15 protein-coding genes are annotated in these 19,467 nt (G+C 65.6%); 11 read left to right on the forward strand and 4 right to left on the reverse strand.

What is annotated here, in order from left to right; translation table 11 throughout:
* Positions 1-10: 10 nt before the first annotated feature.
* From MARPU_RS08125 to MARPU_RS08140, 4 genes are read left to right on the forward strand one after another with little or no spacing between them, the layout of a single operon-like run.
* Entirely contained in the window at positions 11-940 is a 930-nt protein-coding gene (locus tag MARPU_RS08125) for an electron transfer flavoprotein subunit alpha/FixB family protein (RefSeq protein WP_005223908.1), read from the forward strand.
* Positions 941-956: 16 nt separating this feature from the next.
* Entirely contained in the window at positions 957-2,732 is a 1,776-nt protein-coding gene (locus MARPU_RS08130; RefSeq protein ID WP_005223909.1) for an acyl-CoA dehydrogenase, read from the forward strand.
* A 10-nt stretch (positions 2,733-2,742) separates the two neighbouring features.
* Positions 2,743-4,386, forward strand: a complete 1,644-nt coding sequence (locus tag MARPU_RS08135; RefSeq protein ID WP_005223910.1) for an electron transfer flavoprotein-ubiquinone oxidoreductase — start codon at positions 2,743-2,745, stop codon at positions 4,384-4,386.
* A 14-nt stretch (positions 4,387-4,400) separates the two neighbouring features.
* Entirely contained in the window at positions 4,401-4,814 is a 414-nt protein-coding gene (locus MARPU_RS08140; protein WP_005223911.1) for a MaoC family dehydratase, read from the forward strand.
* A gap of 39 nt (positions 4,815-4,853) precedes the next feature.
* Here MARPU_RS08140 and MARPU_RS08145 read toward each other — a convergent pair whose 3' ends face one another.
* Positions 4,854-5,528 (reverse strand): TetR/AcrR family transcriptional regulator, encoded by a 675-nt coding sequence (locus MARPU_RS08145; RefSeq protein WP_232229509.1) that lies wholly within the window; start codon positions 5,526-5,528, stop codon positions 4,854-4,856.
* Between the two features lie 769 nt (positions 5,529-6,297).
* On the opposite strand from MARPU_RS08145, the gene MARPU_RS17555 reads away from it, so the two are divergent.
* The 3 genes from MARPU_RS17555 to MARPU_RS08155 all read left to right on the forward strand — a co-directional run bounded on the left by MARPU_RS17555 (position 6,298) and on the right by MARPU_RS08155 (position 8,719).
* Entirely contained in the window at positions 6,298-6,471 is a 174-nt protein-coding gene (locus MARPU_RS17555; RefSeq protein ID WP_005223913.1) for a hypothetical protein, read from the forward strand.
* A gap of 138 nt (positions 6,472-6,609) precedes the next feature.
* Positions 6,610-7,854 carry an ABC transporter ATP-binding protein gene (locus MARPU_RS08150; protein ID WP_005223914.1) on the forward strand — a complete coding sequence of 415 codons (1,245 nt, stop codon included), beginning with the start codon at positions 6,610-6,612 and terminating at the stop codon, positions 7,852-7,854.
* 52 nt (positions 7,855-7,906) lie between these two features.
* The gene (locus MARPU_RS08155) at positions 7,907-8,719 is read left to right on the forward strand and encodes a polysaccharide pyruvyl transferase family protein (RefSeq protein ID WP_232229510.1); all 813 of its coding nucleotides are present in this window, start codon (positions 7,907-7,909) and stop codon (positions 8,717-8,719) included.
* Between the two features lie 8 nt (positions 8,720-8,727).
* Here MARPU_RS08155 and MARPU_RS08160 read toward each other — a convergent pair whose 3' ends face one another.
* Positions 8,728-12,228, reverse strand: a complete 3,501-nt coding sequence (locus tag MARPU_RS08160; RefSeq protein WP_005223916.1) for an ATP-binding protein — start codon at positions 12,226-12,228, stop codon at positions 8,728-8,730.
* Positions 12,225-13,466 carry a metallophosphoesterase family protein gene (locus tag MARPU_RS08165; RefSeq protein ID WP_005223917.1) on the reverse strand — a complete coding sequence of 414 codons (1,242 nt, stop codon included), beginning with the start codon at positions 13,464-13,466 and terminating at the stop codon, positions 12,225-12,227. The genes MARPU_RS08160 and MARPU_RS08165 overlap by 4 nt, the downstream gene beginning before the upstream one ends.
* A 203-nt stretch (positions 13,467-13,669) precedes the next feature.
* Here MARPU_RS08165 and MARPU_RS16635 point away from each other — a divergent pair, with 203 nt between their 5' ends.
* The 4 genes from MARPU_RS16635 (at position 13,670) to MARPU_RS08185 (ending at position 18,573) form a co-directional block, all read left to right on the forward strand.
* The gene (locus MARPU_RS16635; RefSeq protein WP_005223918.1) at positions 13,670-14,776 is read left to right on the forward strand and encodes a L,D-transpeptidase; all 1,107 of its coding nucleotides are present in this window, start codon (positions 13,670-13,672) and stop codon (positions 14,774-14,776) included.
* A complete protein-coding gene (locus MARPU_RS08175) occupies positions 14,773-15,921 on the forward strand; it encodes an aminotransferase class V-fold PLP-dependent enzyme (RefSeq protein ID WP_005223919.1) in 1,149 nt (382 codons plus the stop codon). Before MARPU_RS16635 ends, MARPU_RS08175 begins: the two co-directional genes overlap by 4 nt.
* 349 nt (positions 15,922-16,270) lie before the next feature.
* Positions 16,271-17,920 carry a tetrathionate reductase family octaheme c-type cytochrome gene (locus MARPU_RS08180; RefSeq protein ID WP_005223920.1) on the forward strand — a complete coding sequence of 550 codons (1,650 nt, stop codon included), beginning with the start codon at positions 16,271-16,273 and terminating at the stop codon, positions 17,918-17,920.
* Positions 17,920-18,573, forward strand: coding sequence for a cytochrome b/b6 domain-containing protein (locus MARPU_RS08185; RefSeq protein ID WP_005223921.1), 654 nt, complete (start codon positions 17,920-17,922; stop codon positions 18,571-18,573). Before MARPU_RS08180 ends, MARPU_RS08185 begins: the two co-directional genes overlap by 1 nt.
* Here MARPU_RS08185 and MARPU_RS08190 read toward each other — a convergent pair.
* Positions 18,518-19,450 carry a DMT family transporter gene (locus MARPU_RS08190; RefSeq protein WP_005223922.1) on the reverse strand — a complete coding sequence of 311 codons (933 nt, stop codon included), beginning with the start codon at positions 19,448-19,450 and terminating at the stop codon, positions 18,518-18,520. The genes MARPU_RS08185 and MARPU_RS08190 overlap by 56 nt on opposite strands.
* Positions 19,451-19,467: the final 17 nt, after the last annotated feature.

Raw genomic sequence — 19,467 nt, forward strand, 5'->3', positions numbered from 1 at the left:
GGACGGGATGATGCGCACTCTGGTGATCGCGGAACTGGACAGGGGCCGGCTGGCGCCGGCGACACTCAACGTCCTGGGCGCCGCCGACGAACTCGATGGACCCTGCGACCTGCTGGTGGTCGGGCATGACTGTGCGGCGGCGATCGAGTCCGCCCGCGTGCTTCCTGGCGTCGAGCATGTACTGGTGGCCGATGCCCCGGTCTATGCCGATCGGCTTGCCGAGAATCTCGCCGAGCTGGTGGTGGCGGTCGCGCCCGGCTACAGCCATCTGCTGGCCGCGGCCAGCACCTCGGGCAAGGATCTGATGCCCCGGGTGGCTGCGCTGCTCGGGGTCAATCAGGTCTCCGAGGTGATCGCGGTCGAGTCCCCGGCGCGGTTCCGTCGGCCGATCTATGCCGGTAACGCCGTGGCCACGGTGGAGAGCGACGACCCGGTGAAGGTGCTGACGGTGCGTCAGACCGCCTTCGCCGCGGTCGCGCCCACCGGCGGCACGGCCGAGGTGGTCGAGCTCGGGCAGAGGATCGAGGCGGTCGCGACCCGGCTGGTCGGCGAACAGCTGGCCGAGTCCGAGCGCCCGGAGCTGACCAGCGCGCGGGTGGTGGTCAGCGGTGGTCGCGGACTCGGCAGTCGCGAGGGCTTCGAGCTGGTCTATCGGCTCGCCGATCGGCTCGACGCCGCCGTCGGCGCCTCGCGTGCGGCGGTGGACGCCGGCTTCGTCGCCAACGACCTGCAGGTCGGCCAGACCGGCAAGGTGGTCGCGCCCGAACTCTATATCGCGCTCGGCGTCTCGGGGGCGATCCAGCACCTGGCGGGGATGAAGGACTCGAAAGTGGTGGTAGCGATCAACAAGGACCCGGACGCACCGATCTTCGAGGTTGCCGACTACGGACTGGTCGCCGATCTGTTCGAGGCCGTGCCCGAGCTTACCGAAGCACTCTGACTCCCTTGGTGTAACCATGAGCAGCTATCAGCATTGCTATCGCGAGAGTGATTTCGTCCTGCGCCATCTGATCGATTTCGATGGACTCTGTGTCGAGAACGACTTCGAGGGCGTGGATCTGGACCTCGCCAACAGCCTGATCGACGAGGCCGCGCGCTTCGGCGCCGAGGTGCTGGCGCCACTCAACGCCGTCGGCGACCGTGAGGGTGCTCGGATGGGTGAGGGGAGCGTGGTGGAGACGCCCGGTTTCGCCACCGCCTATCGGCAGTTTGCCGAGGGCGGCTGGCAGTCGCTCAAGGTCGACGAACGCCATGGCGGACAGGGATTGCCCGATGTGCTCAATGCCGCGGTCAGCGAGATCTGGCACGCGGCCAACCTGTCGCTGGCGCTCTGCCCGATGCTCACCGAAGGCGCGATCGAGGCCCTTGCCGAACACGGTGACGAGTCCCTGTGTGCGCGTTATCTGCCGCGTCTGAGCAGTGGCGAGTGGACCGGTACGATGAACCTCACCGAGCCCGATGCTGGTTCTGACCTGGCCGCGATCAAGACCCGTGCGGTGCCCGAGGGCGACGCCTACCGCATCAGCGGACAGAAGATCTTCATCACCTGGGGCGATCACCGGATGACCGACAACATCGTCCACCTGGTGCTCGCGCGATTGCCCGATGCGCCGCCCGGGGTGAAGGGGATCTCGCTGTTCGTGGTCCCCAAGTACCGGCTGGACGCGCATGGCGAGCCGGCCGAGGCCAATGGGGTGCGCTGTCTCTCACTCGAACACAAGCTCGGAATCCATGGCAGCCCGACCTGTGTGATGGCGTTCGACGACGCTTGGGGCGAATTGGTCGGCGAGCCGCATCGCGGGCTCGCCTATATGTTCACCATGATGAACCGTGAGCGCCAGGTCGTCGGCCTGCAGGGCCTGGCGATCGCCGAGCGCGCCTATCAGCAGGCGCGTCTGTATGCGATGGAGCGGTTGCAGGGCACGCGTCGTGATGGCACGCGGGTGGCGATCATCACGCACCCGGACGTGAGGCGGATGCTGATGACGATGAAGAGTGGCATCGAGGCGATGCGCGCCCTGGTGCTGGAGACCGCAGCCGAAGCCGACCGGGCGCGGGGCGCGAATGAGGATGCGCGTCGGGCGCATCATCAGGCCAGGCTCGAACTCTTCACCCCGATCGTCAAGGGCTGGATCACCGAGTTCGCTCAGGAGCTGACCTCGCTGGCGATCCAGGTCCACGGCGGCATGGGCTTCGTCGAGGAGACCGGGGTGGCGCAGCACTATCGCGACGCGCGCATCCTCACCATCTACGAGGGGACGACCGGGATCCAGGCGCTCGACCTGATCTCGCGCAAGCTGCTCGCCGATAAAGGCCGCGCGCTCGGGGTGTTGTTCGACGAGATGGAGGAGACGCTCGGCGTGCTCCGGCAGGCCGATGAGGCGTCTCTGGTCGTACTCGTCGACCCCTTCGCCGATGGGCTCGCCGCGGCACGACGCGCGTGCGACTGGGTGTTGCGCGGGGCGCCAGACGATCGCCAGTTGGTCGGTGCCGTCAGCGTCGAGTTACTGATGCTGCTGGGCTATCTCTGTGGTGGCTGGATGCAGGTGCGCAGCGCTCTGGCCGCACAGCGCGCGATCGAGGACGGAGAGGGCGATGCGCTCTTCCTCGATGCCAAGCTCAAGACGGCCCGTTTCTATTGCGAGCACGTACTGGCACGGACCCAGGCGGCGCTGACCTCGGTGCTGGCCGGATCGACGAGTCTGATGGCACTCGATGCAGAGCAATTCTGAGGAGTCGTCGATGAGCGAACGCGATCTGATGGAGTTCGACGTGGTGATCGTCGGCGCCGGTCCGGCCGGGCTGGCGACCGCGATCCGGCTGGCGCAGGCCGACCCGGCGCCGAGCGTGTGCGTGGTGGAGAAGGGGGCCGAGGTCGGTGCTCATATCCTCTCGGGCGCGGTGATCGAGACCCGGGGTCTTGATGAGCTGATCCCGGACTGGCGTGAACGCGGCGCGCCGCTGGAGACCCCGGTCGAGCGCGAGGAGCTGTATCTGCTGCGCGATGCGCAACGCAGCTGGCGAATCCCCGAGGCGATCTCGCCACCGAGTTTACATAATGCGGGTCATTATCTGGTCAGTCTCGGCAACCTGTGTCGCTGGTTGGCCGCTGAGGCCGAGGGTCTGGGCGTCGAGATCTTTCCAGGGTTCGCCGCCACCGAGGTGCTGTTCGGCGAGCACGGCGAGGTGATCGGTGTCGCCACCGGCGACATGGGGATCGGTGCCGATGGCCGTCCCAAGGACAGTCACGCCCCTGGGGTCGAGTTGAGGGCGCGCCAGACCGTCTTCGCCGAGGGCTGTCGGGGACACCTCGGCAAACAGCTCTACCAGCGCTTCGACCTGGATGCCGAGTCGGCCCCTCAGCATCATGCCTTGGGCATCAAGGAATTGTGGGAGATCGAGGCGGATCGGCATGAGCTCGGGCTGGTGCAGCACGGTACCGGCTGGCCCTTGCCCGAGAGAACCCATGGTGGCTTCTTCCTCTATCACCTGAGCAGGTGTCAGGTCGCCGTCGGGCTGATCGTCGATCTCGACTATCCCAATCCCTGGCTCAGTCCCTTCGACGAGTTCCAGCGGATGAAGCACCACCCGCTGTTTGCCGCCACCCTTGAGGGGGGAAGACGGATCGCCTATGGCGCGCGCGCGCTGGCCAAGGGTGGTTTCGATGCCTTGCCCAGACAGCACTTCCCGGGGGGCTGTCTGGCCGGATGCGAGGGTGGCACGCTCGACAACGCCAAGCTCAAGGGGGTTCATACCGCGCTCAAGAGCGGGATGCTGGTCGCCGAGGAGATCCTTGCGGCCTTTGCCGTCGGCGATCCTGGAGGTCGCGACCTGACGGGTCTCGAGGCGCGGCTGCGTGCATCCTGGCTGTACGAGGATCTGCGTGCCGGGCGCAACTTCGGCCGATCACTGCACCGGTTCGGGACCCTGCTCGGTGGGGCCGTCAACAGCCTGGATCAGCGCCTGCTCGGCGGCAGACGACCGATCCGACGTCCGGGTGATGCGCCGGACCATACCTGGCTGGAACCTGCCGCACTGAGCGATCCGATCAGCTATCCCAAGCCCGATGGGGTGCTCAGCTTCGATCGGCTCTCCTCGGTCTATCTCGCCAATACCGCACACGATGAGGATCAACCCTGTCACCTGCACCTGGCCGATCCGTCGATCCCGACCAGCTCGAACCTGGCCGAGTATGCCGAACCCGCGCAACGCTACTGTCCGGCCGGGGTCTACGAGCTGGTGGGCGAGGGCAGTGATGACCCGCGCCTGCAGATCAATGCAGCCAACTGTGTGCACTGCAAGACCTGCGACATCAAGGATCCGGCGGCCAATATCACCTGGGTCGCCCCTGAGGGCGGTAGTGGCCCGAACTATCCGAACATGTGAATGAGGAACCAAGGATGCCGACCCTCGAAATCGGTCAGCGCGCGACCCTGACCCGGGCCTTCAGCGAGGCCGATGTGCGTTTCTTTGCCGAACTCTCGGGCGACTGTAATCCCGTGCATCTCGACCCCGTCTATGCAGCCGAGACGCGATTCGGTGAGCGGATCGTCCACGGGATCCTGGTCTCGAGTCTGTTGTCGGCCTTGCTCGGCCATCATCTGCCGGGCGACGGTGCGATCTATCTCGGCCAGGAGCTCAATTTCAAGGCGCCGGTCTATCTCGACATTCCGGTCACCGCTTCGGTCGAGATCACCGCGATCCGTACCGACAAGCCGATCGTCACTCTGGAGACGCGCTGTGTGGACGCCGAGACGGATCGGCTCCTGATCTCCGGTGAGGCGCGAATGTACGTACCCTGGTTGCACGTCTGATACTGCGTTGGGAATGATATCGAGCACGGGAGATGCCGGTCAGGTGTCTCCCGTGTTCGTTTGTGTCAGATGATGCGTCGACTGCACGCCCTGGCGTACCATATCGAGCATGATATCGGCGATCTCCTCGGGTGAGCGGATGCCGCGGCGGTACCACAGGCATGCCCAGTTCATCCCGCCGAGCAGGAACAGGCGCAACAGCGAACGATCGGTATCTGGGGCGACCGGAAGATCCTCGATCAACTCCCTGAACAGATTCTCGTAGGTCTTGCGAAAGGGCGTGATGCGCTTGAGCAGGTTGTGCTTGCCTACCAGCGCCAGGTTGCGTCCGGTGATCCTGTCTACCGGTGATCCCTCGACGATTCCGGCGACATGGACCTCGCAGGCGACGCGCAATCGCTCCCAGGGGTCGTCTAGATCCGCGATGGCGGCCTTGATCCTGGCCTCAACTCGGGTGATGCCTGTGCGATGTACGGCGAGATAGAGTTCTTCCTTTGAGGGGAAATAGTGATAGACGGAGCCTGGCAACAGTCCCACCTTTCCAGCGATATCGCGGATGGAGGTGCCGTCGTAGCCGAGGTCGAAGAAGAGCTCGGCGGCCGCATCGAGAATACGGGTCTTGCGATCTCGTGGCGGTGCGTCCTCGGCGGCTTCGTCTTCGGACAGCGCGCCACGAGCGAGCAGGGCGCGTTGACGTTGGTCGAGTGATTCCACTCCTTTCGGTGAACTGCGTACCAGCGCCCTGAGACGCTTTACCTGGGTCTCGAGTCCGTAGCGTTGGAGGACATAGCGGACGCCGGATGGCGAGATTCTGAGCCCTGAGGCGCAGAGCAGACGTGAGATCGACGCCTGTCCGAGTTCAGGACGCTCGCGAGCCAACCTGAGGATTGCTTCTTCTCGAGCTGGGTCTGTTGGTGGGTTTGGTCTCATTCTGGATCGCTGCCGTTATGGAATGTTGATTGAGAGTATCATGTTGCTTTTTACTTATAAACTATCTAAACGAATATTTGACAAGTCCATTTTACATAGCTGTATTCCTTTAACTAGGCCCTTAAGAAAAAGCCCAAAAAAAGAAGCCAAATAAACATCTTGTTTAGGAATTAACATAATATACATTATGCGTAATTAAGGATGAGGGCCGTTCAGGCCCCGCTCCGCGTGGCAACTGGGCCGAACACGAACTCCTCGCCGAAGGGTTCGCGGTCAATCTCCTCGCCGGACCAACGCCAAGCTCCAAACCCGCATCGACGCCCTTGAGGCCGCCTTGGCAGACGCCCGGCGCGAGAGTCCGTCCCGTGGATGAGGCGCTCCTGGCCTATCTGGATGGCGACATGCCGGGCGCGGCGAAGCCGCCCCGGCCTGGGCTTGTCCCTTTATCACAAGTGCAACGCCCCCTGAGCCAGCCCCTCAGCGCGCGGCACAACCGGCCCCCGACGGGACCACGCAGTTCGTCATCGACCCCGCACAGGGCCGCATCCACCGCATGCGCTCATCGATCCTCACCGGGGCCCGGCTGATCCAGGAACGCATGGCGAACAGCAGCCAGCGTTGGAAGCCTGCCTTCCTCCACCTCACCTATGCCGACCAGGACGCCTTCGACGCCTGCCAGATCAGCGCACTGGTAGATCGCAGTTGTCATCACCGTCCTTTGTCCTGACGTTTGACAATCCTCTCCGCCATGAAGAAGCTATCCGACGAAGGTTATCCAGATCCACCGGCACCGAGCTCCGAACCTCGCCGGCTTCAATCACTCATTCAGTCCATTATCGACTGCACTCATGGACGTATCCTCAATATGCCGATCATCGAAGTCGAGCATCTGACCAAGGAGTTCAAGCTCGGTCAGCTGCATAGTCTGAAGAGCTCACTCGTCAATCAGGCTCGCCGCGTTCTTGGCCGAGCACCGACCGAGACCCCACCCTTCAAGGCGCTCGACGATGTCGGTTTCAGCATCGAGGAAGGTGAAGTCGTCGGCATCATCGGCCACAACGGCGCTGGCAAGAGTACCTTGCTGAAACTGCTTGCGAACATCACCAGCCCGACCTCTGGAACGATCAGAGTGGATGGCCGGATTGCGCCGCTGATCGAGGTCGGCGCGGGGTTCGTGCCAGACCTGACCGGACGCGAGAACGTCTATCTCAACGGTGCCATTCTCGGCATGTCGCGTCAGCGGATCGAGGAAAAATTCGACGAAATCGTCGACTTCGCCGAGATGTCGGCCTTCATCGACACCCCGGTCAAGCGTTACAGCTCGGGGATGAAGGTCAAGCTCGCCTTCGCCGTCGCCACCAGCATCGACTCGGAGATCCTCATCGTCGACGAGGTCCTCGCCGTCGGTGATCTCGCCTTCCAGCGCAAGTGTTTCGATCGTATGGAAGACCTGATCCGGCGGCGCGGCAAGACCGTCCTGCTGGTCAGTCACAACATTCGTCAGGTCTCGCGTATCTGCTCGCGGGTGATGCTGTTCGAACGCGGGCGCGTACTGATGGATGATGCCCCGCAACCAGTGGTTGACCTTTACTACCAGAAGAGCAACGAGAAGGTCCTGGCCGATCACTCGGAAGCGATCCTCAAGCACGCCCGTATCGACACCTCCGGCGAGGCGGAGGTCCTCAGCGTGACCCTGCTCGACGACCAGGACGGCCCGACTGATGCTGTCGAGTCCGGCGGGCCGCTCAAGGTCCGGGTGCGCTTCAAGCTCCATGTCGCGCTCGAACAGCCCGAGATCGTGATCGGCACCCACACCACGGACTTCGTCTATCTCGATTCAGGCTCGACCGCCGGGATCGCCGAACGGCCCGACCTCGCTGCCGGCGAACACGAGGTCGAATACCGGATCGATACCTATCCCCTCGCCCCCGGGACCTACAACATCCGTTTCGCCCTGCTCGATCGCAACCGCCGGATGGTCTACATCGGCGAGGCGCTGAAGGTGTTCATGGTGAAGTCACAGGGTAACGAGGCCAATGAGGCATCGGCGCGCATGCTCTCGTTGCCCGCCTCCTGGGTACTCGACGGTCGAGCCTATGCCGGCGCATAAGATGAGACGCATTATCAATTTCCATCGTGATGATCCGAATATCGGCGATCAGATGAGCGCGCCGACGCGCTATTTCGACTTCCCCGATCACGAGGTGGTGCGCGCGGATCTGATCGACGAGACATCACTCGACCTCGACGAGGCCATCGTCATCCTCGGTGGCGGTGGTCTGCTCGACACCTTCTTCCTGCCCGCCATCGAGCGGATCAGGACCGCCACCAGGACGGGGCGGCTCATCGCCTGGGGGGTCGGTCAGCAACTCGACACCGGCCCCTGGTGGCAACGTTATCCCGAGTTCCCCTACGCTCGCTTCCTCGAGGGGTTCGACCTCGTCGGAATCCGCGACGACGGCTTTGCCCACCCCTGGGTGCCCTGCGCCAGCTGCATGCACCCGATCTTCGACGCCCCGCCGGCACCGCATCACGAATTCGTGGTCTTCTCTCACCGTTCACGCCCACTGCCGATCCTGGAGTGGCCCAACCTGCGCAACGATCAGGCCGATTTCGAGGAGACCATCGCCTTTCTCGCCTCGGGCGAGACCATCATCACCAGCTCCTATCACGGCCTGTACTGGGGCATGCTGCTCGGGCGGCGGGTGCTTGCCTTCCCGTTCAACTCCAAGTTTCTCACCCTGCGTCACCCCCCGACCCTGTACCCGGCGATCTGGGAGCGCCCGGGGCGACTGCAGCGACTGCTCGGGCGGCTGCGCGCACGCACCCCCTCCCCCTATGTCTGTCGCGATGTCCAGGGCTGGCGGCTACTCGCCGGCGCCAGCCGCGCCCAACCAGAGATGCTGGAGGCCTGTCGGGCGAGCAATCGCGCCTTCCATCAACGGGTTCTGGAACTGATCGATCAGAGTGACTGACCCCCTGTTCATGCGCCCGGGTCCAGGGCATGGATGAAGATCCGCCGTCCCTCCGGATCGACCTCTCGCGCCAGCTCGAGCAGGTGTCGGTGATGGGTGAAGAGGATCACCTGGGTCTGTGCGGAGAAGACGGCCAGGGTCTCGAGGGTGGCGCGGGCACGGGCGTCATCGAACTGCACCAGGATGTCGTCGACCACGAAGGGCAAGGGCTCGGCCTGGCGCAGGTGGTGCTCCAGCCCCGCCAGACGCAGCGCGAGATAGAGCTGATCGCGCGTCCCGGTGCTCATCGCCTCGACCCGCACGCGCTCACCATTGGCGCGAACCCCCACCAGCACCGCCTGGTCGTCCTCGCCGAAATCGCTCTCCACCCCGCTGAAGGCGCCACAGGTCAGCCGCGCGAAGGCCTCGGCGGTGCGCGCCAGGATCGGGTCGCGATGGTTGCGCCGAAAGCCCTCGATGGTCTCGCGCAGCACCATCGCCGCCAGTCGGTAGCGTAGATAGCGACCGCACTGATCGCGCAGCTGCGCATCGATGCGCTCGATCTCCTCGGCTTCGGTGGCGGCGGCATCGGCACCATCCATGGTCGCCAGACGATGCTCGGCCTCGACCCGTACGGCAAGCAGACGTTCGCGCTCGGGGTCGAGCGTCTCGTCGAGACGGCGCTCGAGTCGGGCGAGCGCCTCGAGCAGCGCCTCCCCGGCGATCTCGGCGGCACCGGCCTCGGTCTCGAGCTGCTCGAGCGCGAGACCGTCGCCCGTCTCCATCAATCGCCCCTCGACGGCGATCAGCTGCTGCTCGAGCTCGCGTTGCAGTCGCGCACGTTCCTCGATCCCGGCCAGGGCATCGAAGCCCTCACAGCCGGCCAGGCGACAGAGATCGGCGATCCTGGTCTCGGCGCTACTCGAGGCGCTACCAGCCTTCTCGAGTTGACGCCGCGCCTCGTCACGCTGGCGCAACAGCTCGTCGCGCCGCTCCTGCCGGGCGCGCATCCCCTCGAGCCGAGCATCCAGAGTGTGGAGCGCCAGCTCCGCTGGCTCCGTGGCGAGATCCGGGGCGATCCGCACGATCCGCTCGCGCAACTGCGCGAGAAAGCCCCGGGCATCGGCATCGATATCATCGATGCGGGTCTGAAAACCGGCCGCCTCGCGAGCATCCTGCAAAGCCTCGGCCAGTTCGGCGAGATGCTCCTGGGCCTCGCTCGGCAGGCTGTGGACGGCGAGTCCGACCCGCGCCATCGCCTCACCCCAGTCGCGCTCCCAGGCCGACCAGTCACGTTCGGCTTGCTCACAGGCGCTCCCTGCCCGCTCACGGCGCTGCCGTGCCCGCTCCAGCTCGGCGAGCAGGGTCTCATGCGTCCGGGCGTGTCGTTGCAAGGTATCGAGCACGGACGCCGCCTCACTCATCCAGGCATCCATGCCCTCCTCATCCGGCCCCTGTCGATCGAGCGCCAGCAACGCCCTGCGCAAGGCGTCGACACTGTGCATCTGACGCTGCTCGAGCAGCTGACGTTGCTCGCGCACCGCGGTGAGCCGCTCGCCCTGCTCGCGCAGCCGCCGCGCCTGTCCCAGCCAGCCGCGCATCTGTCGTGGCGAGCGCGGCTCCTGCACCGAGCAGGCCTGCCAGAGCGCGCGCCAGGCGGCGTCGAACTCGCCCTCGGCGATCTCCTGCTCACGCCAGGCGAGATCGCAGGCTGCACGCTCGCGCTCGCACGCCTCGCGCCGTATGCACAACGACTGATAACGCTGTACCCGGTCGCTCTCGCGCCTGAGCCGGTCGGCCAGGACATCGGCCTCGTACAACGCTGTCTCGAATTGTCGCGCCAGCGCCGCCCCGGCCTCCAGTCGCAGTGATGCATCGTGCGCCTTGAGCGCTTGCCAGTGACGCTCACGCCTCTCACGCGCGGCGGTCAATGCCGCTTCGCTGGGAACCTCTCCAGCGATCCCGAGGGTGCGCGCCTCGGTGTCGATCTCGACCATCTCCCGTTCGCAGCCTTGCCGCCGCTCGCGCAGCCGTTGGCGCTCCAGCGCCAGGGCATCGGCGCGCAGCATCCAGTGCTCCAGGGCGTCGAACTCCGGCAGCGGCGCGCACACCAAGGACTCCAGTCCCTGGCTCCAGCCACTCAAGCGAGAGAGCTCGTCCGTGCACTGTTGCCCGAGGGCATGCTCCTGCACCTTGAGCTCGGCCAGATCGACGTCCAGTCCGCCGGCGCCACGCGCCTGCTCGAGCGCCAGCTCCAGGGCCGCGAGCGAAGGCGGCGGGGTATGCGCGGCAAGTTGACGCTCGCAATCCTCCACCGTCCGTGCGGCCTCGTCGCGCGCCAGCCGGGCGCGTTGCAACTCGCTCCACAGCGCCTCGCGCCGCTCCCCCAGGGCGTTGATTCGACGACGCGCATCGAGCCAGTCACGCAAGGCCTCGGTCGGCGCCCGAGCGGCCCCGGCATCGACCCGAGCGACCCGTTCGACGACCCGGGCGTGCAGGGCATCGCGTCTGGCGACCAGCATGGGGCGATCCGCCGCAGCCTTGCGATGGCTGCCGAGTCGTTCACGCAGCTCGACCAGCTCGGCACCAGCGGCAAGCAACCGGGGTTCGATGACGATATCCGCCAGCTCCTGTTCGAGCGCCGTGAGCCGCGTCGAGACCAGTTCGCCCAACTCGATGGCGCGGATACGCTGGGCCTCGGCCTGCTGGCGACGCGCACCGAAGTCCTCCGGCAAATGCAACCGCTCACCCAACCCGTCCAATCGCGCCAGCAACCCCCGGCGCAACTCCAAGTCGGCGCGGGTGCGACGGATGCGCTCGAGCCGGGCCCGCTCGCGCATCACCCGGTCACGTTCTGCATCGAGTTCGGCGAGCGCCCGGCAAGCCGTCTCATGAGCGGCACGCGCCTGTTCCCAGTCCACTGCGCCGAGTTCGAGGTCGCGCTGACGACGCTGTCGCTCGGCCCGTTCGACGAGCGCCATGTTGATCTGCTGCTTGCGCCCGCGGGGACGAAACAGCGCATCGGCCGAGGCATCCAACCCCTCGAGCACGCGATGGACCGCGACTCGACCGAGCCCGGAGCCGAACAACGCCTCGGCCTCGCGCCCCCGTTCCTCGAGCAGGGTACGCCCCCCGCTGACCAGGGTCTCGTGATCGATCCCGAACAGCCGCTCGAACAACGCCGCATCGACCCCACCGAGCAGACGTTGCAAGCGCTGCTCGTCGAGCGCTTCGCCAGCGGCATCGAGCAGGGTGTGCTTGCGTCCTTTGCGGCGGACACAGTGGAGTTGCTCACCCGTGGCACCGCGCAACAGCGCGCCGACTCGCAGCTCCCGTGCAGGGTGGAGAAAATCGTCACTGGTGCGTTCGGGGATACCGTAGAAGAGTCCGTGCAACGCACGCAGCGCCGAACTCTTGCCCGCCTCGTTGGGACCATGGATCAGGTGCACACCGGCATCACCCGCGCTGAGATCGAGCACCCGATCGGTGAAGGGACCGAAGGCGCGCAACTCCAGTCTCAGCACCCTCATCGTGGATCGCTCTCGAGCAGGCGTGCGCGCAGCAGTGCGCGCACATCATCGAGACAGGCACGCAGCACCGCGGGGTCGGTAGGATCGTCCTCGCCTCGCCGGAGACCGGCCGGGAGACGTGCGGCGAGCGGTTCGAAGCCCTCGGCCAGACGCGCCAGCGCCTCGGGGTCGAGTTCGAGCGTCTCGATCGCCGCGAGCAGACCACCGAGGGTCTCGTCGGCCTCGACCGCCCTCGTCTGCGGACGGGTCTGCAGACGGACCTGCTCGAGCCAGAGCCGGTCGCCGTGGACGCTGGCGAGTCCGCGACAGTCGTTGACCAGCTGCTCGTGCTCGGCACGCAGCCAGGCATCGAGCGCAGTTGCACCACTCAGCGCCAGCCGCACGGCAAGCAGCCGCCCCTCGGACTGGTCGACAAGACGCTCCAGTGCACGTCCGATGCGGGCATGGACGGCATCGAGGTCGCTGCAACCCTCGATCTCGACGGAGAGCAGGTGCCAACGCACCACGTCCAGCGCATGAGGTGTCAGACAGACCCGTCCAGAGGCATCGACCTCCACCAGGGTCGCACCCTTGGCACCGCACTCGCGGATATGGCGCCCTTGCAGATTGCCGGGAAAGACGATCCAGGGGGATTCGGCGAGGACCTCGCGGGCATGGACGTGTCCCAGGGCCCAGTAGTCATAGCCGTGACTGCGCAGCGCCTCGAGCCTGCAGGGCGCATAGGGGGCATGACCGGGACGCCCGTCGAGCGAGGTGTGCAGCAGACCGATGTTGAACAGACCGGGGAGCGGTGGCGGATAGGCCCGGCTGAGATCCGTGGTGACCGCCCGGGTGGCGAAGCCCTGACCGTGCACGGCCACGCCGAGCGTCTCGAAGCGCCGGGTCTCGGGGCGCTCGGTGGCGAAGACATGGACGTTGTCGGGCAGACGCAGGGTGCGGGTGATCTGGCTGGCGGCATCGTGATTGCCAGCGATCAGACAGACCGGGATGCCGGCGGCATGCAGGCGCTGTATCTGAGCGATGAAGAACAGCCCGGTGTTGTAGTCCTTCCAGTCACCGTCGTAGAGATCGCCGGCGAGCAGCAACAGGTCCACCGACTCGGCAAGCGCCAGCTCCACCAGGTTGACGAAGGCGCGTCGGGTGGCGCCGCGCAGCGCCTCGAGCGGTGCGCCGGGATAACGCTCGAGCCCCTGTAACGGGCTGTCGAGATGAATGTCGGCGGCGTGCAGGAATCTCACGCGTCCATCCCCTCCATGCGGGTACGAGTCCATCGATCCACCGCATTCTCGCCCTGCTCCGCGCACAGTGTCCAACACCGTCTTCATGTTCGACGCGATCGCGCCGTTATTCGGGGTCGACGGATGCCCTCGAAACTTCGGCACGTTATCCTAACCATATTGAGGAAGCGCAACCGCACCGACACAATCACCCGGGGAATCCCATGATGAGCTATCCCACGCCCACCCTTCGCACCCTGGCACGCCCCCGGACCCTCTGGTTATGCGCCCTGGCCCTGACCACCCTGAGCGGTTGCACCGAATGGCCACGGCTCGCGGCCAAGCCCGAACCACAGCCAGCACCGCCGCCGGTGGAGCAACAGCCGCCACAGCCACAGTCGACACCGGTGATTCCCAAGAAGCCCTCGCTCTACGAATGGAGCGGCGAGGGGCAGCGGGTCTCGCACATCGTCGTCGACACCGATACCCAGAAAGCCAGGTTCTATGACGGCGATGTGGAGGTCGGCTGGACGACCGTGGCCACCGGCGTCTCACGCCATCCCACCCCGATCGGCAGCTTCACGGTGATGGAGAAGGTCGAGAACAAGCGCTCCAACCTCTACGGTCGCTACTACAGCTCCGCGGGCAAGCTGCTCCAGTCGAACGTCAAGGTCGGGCGCGACCCACTGCCCGACGGCGCCCGCTTCGTCGGTGCCAAGATGCCCTACTTCATGCGCTTGACCACTGACGGCATCGGTCTGCACGCAGGGCCCATCCCGCGTCCGGGCAGACCGGCCTCTCACGGCTGCATTCGCATGCCCGCCAAGGTTGCCCCCTTGCTGTTCGCCAAGGTCGATCGGGACACGACGGTGACCATCGTCGGGCGTGGTCCCAGCTACGGCAACTACGCCAAACGTCAGCGTCAACGCGCCGCCGCGCGCGCGGCCAGTGCACGGCGCGAGCAAACCGCCAAGCCACAGAGCGCACCCGAGCCATCGCAACCGCAATCGGAGCCGGCATCGACCACCGCCGCCACGACGACCACGACGACGACGCCCAAGGTCACCACGCCCCGCCCGGCGCCGACACCACTCGCTCCCGTACAGCAACCGCCGGCCCAGCCGACCACCGCCCCCGTCACCTCGGCCGGGGCGACGGATACGCCACAGACCCTGGTCAGTGACGAGCCGCCCCCCGCAGCCGCAGCCGCAGCCGCGCAGGATGCCCGCCAACCGCTCGGCAGTTCGGCGTTGCGTCTGCCCGAATCGGGCATGGTCCAACGCCTTTCGCCCGAACCGACGACACCGACAGCGGAGGCCAACGAGGGATGAACCTGCGCCAGCACTCACTCGCCGAGGAGTTTCCGCTCGTCCCCGGGCTGAGTCATCTCAACCACGCCGCCGTCGGCCCCTGGCCACGTCGCAGCGCCGAGGTGGTACGGCGCTTCGCCGAGGACAATGCCGCACGCGGCTCGCTGGCCTATCTCGACTGGCTGGAGGTGGAGGCGCGTCTGCGCGAACGGCTCGCTCGGCTCGTCGGCAGCCCCGACACGAGCACCATCGCCTTGCTCAAGAACACCTCCGAGGCGCTCTCGGTGATCGCCCACGGCCTGCCTTGGCGTGCCGGTGACAATGTTGTCGGGATCGCTCAGGAGTTCCCCTCCAACCGGATCGTCTGGGAGTCGCTGGCCCCGCGTGGGGTGGATTGGCGAGCGCTCGATCTGGAGCAGAGCAGCGATCCCGAGGGCGATCTCTGCGCTCTGTGCGACGAGCACACCCGTCTGATCGCGGTGAGCTGGGTACAGTACGCCCGCGGTCTGCGGCTCGACCTGGCGCGGCTCGGCGCCTTCTGTCGCGAGCGTGACATCCTCTTCTGTGTTGATGCCATCCAGGGACTCGGCGCGCTGCCCTTCTCGCTCGCTGACAGTGGCGCCGATTTCGTCGTCGCCGATGGCCACAAGTGGATGCTGGGCCCCGAGGGCCTGGCGCTGCTCCATGTCGCAGCGACTCAGCGTGAACGCCTCGAGCTACACCAGTTCGGCTGGCACATGGTTGCAGACCCAGGGGACTTCGAGCAGCGCGACTGGAGTCCGGCGCCCGAGGCCAGACGCTTCGAATGCGGCAGCCCCAATCTGCTCGCCGCGCACGCGCTGGAGTCGAGCCTGTCGCTGCTCGAGGAGGTCGGCACGACAACGATCGAGACCCTGATCAGACAGCGGGTCGATTGGCTGATCGCGGCGATCGATCGTCACGGTTTCGAACTCCTGACCCCGCGCCCGCCCGAGCGGCGCGCCGGGATCGTCACCTTCCGCGTGCCCGACGTAGCGAGCGAGCACCTCTACCCGGCACTGATGCGCCAGCAGGTGCTCTGCGCACAGCGCGGCGGCGGAATCCGTTTCTCGCCACACTTCCACACCACAGAGGAGACGCTCGAGCGCGCCATGAGCGAGGTCACGCGGCTCTCGAGCACCCTGTAATCACCCTTGCCCGCTCCGTCGGGCTCGGCGCACAATGTCGTGCATTCGGTCCAACCCCGCTCAACCCCTGGAGTCGCAACGGCGTGAAGTGGTACGGAATCCTGCTGGGCGCCCTGCTCGGAACCCTCTTCGGAACCATCATCGGCTATCTGCTGGTGCCCGCCATGCTGCCCTGATCCCCCGCCGTGAGCCCTGCTGATCTCCAAGGGCGACAACAAAGCGTGATCGACTTGCGCTTGCTCAAGGCGCAAGCGGTGTCTTTGGTGTTTATTTACCAGCCCTAAGCGGGCACTCCTCATCGGCTCGATTAGGTCCGCGAAAGCCTTCCCCATCCAATCCGAGGTGCGAGATGTCCATCACCACCACACGACTGGTCGCCGTGGGTCTGATGCTGGTCGCCTGCTCGTCGTCGGCGTCGCTCCACACGACGCCACAGGAGACGACAGCGCAGGACACGCCGAATCAGCAGCGTCCCCAACGGTCCGGTCCACTCACCGGCGGCACCGCCGATCATGCCAAGTTCGAGATCCTGCAACAGGCCTTTGAATCCGGGCCAGAAGTCACCGAAGCGTGTCTGAGCTGTCATACCGAGACCGGTGAGCACTTCATGCGCAACGTCCACTGGACCTGGGACTATGTCGACCCCGACACCGGCCAGCAGCTCGGCAAGCGCCACCTGATCAACAACTTCTGCACCAACGCCCGTGGCAACGAGGGGATGTGCGCCCAGTGTCACGCCGGCTACGGCTGGAAGGACGAGGACTTCGACTTCACCGACCAGACCAAGATCGACTGTCTGGTCTGTCACGACGGCACCGGCACCTATTACAAGACTCCGAACAACGAGGGTCACTCGGCCTGTTCGGTGATGTTCGAGGACCTGGAACCACTCGATCTCGGCGAGATCGCGCGCAATGTCGCGCTACCGAGCCGGGAGAACTGTGGCACCTGTCACTTCAACGGCGGCGGCGGCGACAACGTCAAGCATGGCGACCTCTCCACCGCGCTGATCGATCCACCGCACGAACTCGACGTGCACATGGATGCCGCGGGGCTCAACTTCTCCTGCACCGCCTGCCATATCACCAAGCAGCACGTCTGGGCGGGTAGTCGCTACAAGATCGTCTCCCGCGATACCGAGGGCACCGGACAGCCCGGCGAGCGCCGCGATGTCGCCACCTGCGAGTCCTGCCACGGACTCTCGCCCCACCCGATCGACTCGCTCCGTGCCCTCAAGCTCAACGATCACGTCGCCAGCGTGGCCTGTCAGACCTGCCACATCCCCGAGTTCGCCCGCGGTGGCGTGGCCACCATCACCGACTGGGATTGGCGCACCGCCGGCAGGACCCGCGACGGCGAGGGTTATCACGAGCACGGCTACACCCAGGGCAACGGCGAGCACCGCTACACCTACAAGTCGATCAAGGGTGACTTCGTCTATGACGAGGACATCGTGCCCGAATACGCCTGGTTCGATGGTCAGATGCACTACACCACCATCGATACCAAATTCGACGACAGCCAGCAGCCGATCGAGATCAACGGCTTCGAGGGCAACCGCGAGGATGGAAACTCACGCATCTGGCCGTTCAAGCGGATGGTCACCTGGCTGCCCTACGATGCCGGTAACGGCACCCTGGTCTACACCCATCTCTGGGGCATCGATGACACCGCTTACTGGGGCAATTACGACATGGGACGAGCCATCGCCCGCGGCATGGCCGATTTCGGGCTCGACTACTCGGGCGAGTTCGGCTTCGTCGAGACCCTCTCCTGGTGGCCGATCACCCACATGGTCGCCCCCAAGGAGGACGCACTCGCCTGTCGCGACTGCCATGCCGCCGAGGGCCGACTGGCCGGACTCGAGGGGGTCTACCTACCAGGACGCGATCACAGCCGCTGGCTCGACATCATCGGTATCATCGCCGTTGGCGCGACCCTGCTCGGCATCCTCGTCCACGCCCTGATCCGACTCTTCTCGAAGGGAGAACAACACTGATGGCCATGCGCAAGGTTCTGATCTTCGGACGCTTCGAGCGCTTCTGGCACTGGAGCCAGATGGCGCTGATCGTAATCCTGATGCTCACCGGCTTCGGCCTGCACGGTTTCCACGACCTGTTCGACTTCGAGGTCGCGGTGACCATTCACATGTATGCCGCGAGCGCCCTGCTGATCCTCTGGATGTTCAGCGTGTTCTGGCTCTTCACCACCGAGACCTGGCGTCACTTCCTGCCGACCGGACACGGGCTCTGGCAGGTGCTGCGCTTCTACAGCTTCGGTATCTTCAAGGGTGAGCGCCATCCCTACCGCAAGGCCTTCTGGCGCAAACACAACCCCTTGCAGGCGCTGGCCTATCTGATGCTCAAGGTGGTGCTCTTCCCGCTGATCTGGGTCACCGGGCTGCTCTATATCTTCTACTTCCTGTGGCGCGACATCCCCCACGCCACCGGCTGGCTGGAAGCCGTGGCGATGATTCACACCGGCGCGGCCTTCGCGATCCTCGCCTTCGCCTTCATCCATGTCTACATGCTCACCACCGGACACTCCTTCCGCGAGCACGTCACCCCGATGATCACCGGCTTCGACCTGGTCGATCTCAACCCCGAGGAAGAGGCCTATCTGGAGAAGGATCAGCCGGCGATGATCCGCTGACCCGACGACGGCCAGGGATGGCCACCAATAACGCACTGACGAGAATCAACGCGACACCGCCCCACTGCATCGCCGAGAACCGTTCACCGAGCCAGAGCACGGCACCGAGCATCGCCACCACCGGCTCGACGGTGGTCAGCAGTGCCGCGCGCGAGGCGGCGATCCGTCTCAGTCCACGGGTGAACAGTGCGTAGGCGAGCAGGGTCCCGAACAGACCCATCGCCAGCACGGCACCCCAGATCGACCACTCCCCCCGGTGAATCGCCAGTCCTTCGAGCGCCTGCCAAGTCATGGGCAACAGCAACAGGACCAGGGCGCTGAGGATGAACCCACTGGCCATCACCGGATCCGGACCGAGCCGAGCGATCAGCCAGCGTCCGAGCACCGGATAGAGTGCATAGCACAGGCCTGCGGCGAGTCCGAAGAGTACCCCGGCAGGCGCTCCCGTCCCGGTCGACAGGGTCTGGCCGAGCAGCAGCACGACCCCGCACAGGGCACCGAGCGCAGCAACGAGGCCACGCCCGGTCACCGACTCACCATCGAACCACACTGCAAAGACCAGCGCCCAGAGCGGCGCGGTATAGAGCAGCGCCACGGCCATACCGACCCCGACGGCGTCGATCGCCTGGAAGTAGCAGAGGTTGTAGCCGAGCACCCCGATCAGGCCATGGAGCATCAATCTCGGGGACTGTGCCGCCAACACCCGCAGATCGACGCCACGCAGCAGCCAGCGCGCGCCGACGACGACGAGCAGCAGCGCGGCACAGAGGATCCGCAGGATGGCGACCTGCTGACCGTCGAACCCGGCGGCATTGAGGGTCACGGCGAACAGGCCCAGGAGGCCCCAGAGCGCCGCGGCGGCAAGGATCATCGACATCGCGAATCCTGATCGTT

The organism is Marichromatium purpuratum 984 (assembly GCF_000224005.2).
Classification (GTDB): domain Bacteria; phylum Pseudomonadota; class Gammaproteobacteria; order Chromatiales; family Chromatiaceae; genus Marichromatium; species Marichromatium purpuratum.

What these genes read in the sequence shown, in the direction of transcription:
- MARPU_RS16635 (WP_005223918.1), top strand. Translation starts at nt 13,670, where the DNA reads ATGATGAGCTATCCCACGCCCACCCTTCGCACCCTGGCACGCCCCCGG.
- MARPU_RS08180 (WP_005223920.1), top strand. Translation starts at nt 16,271, where the DNA reads ATGTCCATCACCACCACACGACTGGTCGCCGTGGGTCTGATGCTGGTC.
- MARPU_RS08190 (WP_005223922.1), bottom strand. Translation starts at nt 19,450, where the DNA reads ATGTCGATGATCCTTGCCGCCGCGGCGCTCTGGGGCCTCCTGGGCCTG.
- MARPU_RS08140 (WP_005223911.1), top strand. Translation starts at nt 4,401, where the DNA reads ATGCCGACCCTCGAAATCGGTCAGCGCGCGACCCTGACCCGGGCCTTC.
- MARPU_RS08160 (WP_005223916.1), bottom strand. Translation starts at nt 12,228, where the DNA reads ATGAGGGTGCTGAGACTGGAGTTGCGCGCCTTCGGTCCCTTCACCGAT.
- MARPU_RS08150 (WP_005223914.1), top strand. Translation starts at nt 6,610, where the DNA reads ATGCCGATCATCGAAGTCGAGCATCTGACCAAGGAGTTCAAGCTCGGT.
- MARPU_RS08125 (WP_005223908.1), top strand. Translation starts at nt 11, where the DNA reads ATGCGCACTCTGGTGATCGCGGAACTGGACAGGGGCCGGCTGGCGCCG.
- MARPU_RS08175 (WP_005223919.1), top strand. Translation starts at nt 14,773, where the DNA reads ATGAACCTGCGCCAGCACTCACTCGCCGAGGAGTTTCCGCTCGTCCCC.
- MARPU_RS08130 (WP_005223909.1), top strand. Translation starts at nt 957, where the DNA reads ATGAGCAGCTATCAGCATTGCTATCGCGAGAGTGATTTCGTCCTGCGC.
- MARPU_RS08185 (WP_005223921.1), top strand. Translation starts at nt 17,920, where the DNA reads ATGGCCATGCGCAAGGTTCTGATCTTCGGACGCTTCGAGCGCTTCTGG.
- MARPU_RS08155 (WP_232229510.1), top strand. Translation starts at nt 7,907, where the DNA reads ATGAGCGCGCCGACGCGCTATTTCGACTTCCCCGATCACGAGGTGGTG.
- MARPU_RS08135 (WP_005223910.1), top strand. Translation starts at nt 2,743, where the DNA reads ATGAGCGAACGCGATCTGATGGAGTTCGACGTGGTGATCGTCGGCGCC.
- MARPU_RS17555 (WP_005223913.1), top strand. Translation starts at nt 6,298, where the DNA reads ATGCGCTCATCGATCCTCACCGGGGCCCGGCTGATCCAGGAACGCATG.